The organism is Imperialibacter sp. EC-SDR9, assembly GCF_902498805.1.
GTDB lineage: Bacteria > Bacteroidota > Bacteroidia > Cytophagales > Cyclobacteriaceae > Imperialibacter.
In genome coordinates this window covers 1-1,014 of sequence record NZ_LR701636.1, presented here as the reverse complement: position 1 = coordinate 1,014, position 1,014 = coordinate 1, and the positions used below count along the sequence as shown (strand labels likewise).

The following is a 1,014-nucleotide window of genomic DNA, read 5'->3' as shown; positions in this document are numbered from 1 at the left end:
GTGATGACATTGAAGTTTGCTGCTGAGTTTCCTTTCCTTTTTCTGGAAGCGTCTTCATTGAAGACGACGTCTAGTACCCAATGAAGTTTATTTTCAATGGCCCAATGGTCTCTGATAGCTGTGTTAATTTGCTGGGCTGACTGAGTTAAACTGCTAATGTAGTACCTGATACTTGCCTCGGTCTTCCCGCTGTCTTTCATATAGCGTTGGGCCTCGACTTTGATGAGGCTTTTGATTCCTGGCCAGTCTTGATAGTCATCAAAGAACTGGAAATTGCTGATAACAGAGCATGTTCTGGTTTCTACACGCCCATGATCAACCGAATTACTGGTAAATTTATCTTCAGGAGCAGTAATGGTAAAAACCTTCTCCACTTGATTGAGTAAACCTTTTTGATTTTCTTTTACTCCTAAAATATAGTTAGCCCTTTTATCAATTATCTGCTGTGAAATAGCTTGCTGGCAACCCATCGCATCTATTGTTACAATACAATCTTCTAGTACAAGCACCTTTAATAATTGAGGGATGGCAGTAATTTCATTGCTTTTGTGTTCTGTAGTAACCTGCCCCAGGCAAAGGTGATCCTTGGCCGCATAGGCTGATACCATATGGATTGCCGACTGATCTGCTGATTTGTCGTAGGATCCCCGCATTCGTTTACCGTCAATAGCGACTACCTGCCCCCCGCTAGATTTACTGATTTGGTTTACCCATTGCCTAAAACAGGCATTGAATTGCTCGCTTTCCAGCCCGGCGAATATTCTGCCTAAGGTGTCGTGGGAAGGTATTCCATATTTAAATGGGAAAAAACGGCGTAGCCACTCCAATTGGCCTTTGCCGAACTCTTCTATAACCACCCAGTCATTGGCTCCGCTTACTACAGCAGAAATAACCAAAAACATGACTTCGACCAGAGGGTATCGTAAATTACCCCGATAAGTAGTTCTGCAATCTTTCATTTGACTAAAGATATTGCAAAAAAGATTGTCTTTTACCTGTTCAAAACCTTTTGAA

At 42.0% G+C, this 1,014-nt stretch carries 1 protein-coding gene; it reads right to left on the bottom strand.

The window, feature by feature from the left end; translation table 11 throughout:
- On the bottom strand, window positions 1–1,014 hold a 1,014-nt coding region (locus GC130_RS25505), incomplete at both ends, for an ISAs1 family transposase (RefSeq protein ID WP_152001204.1).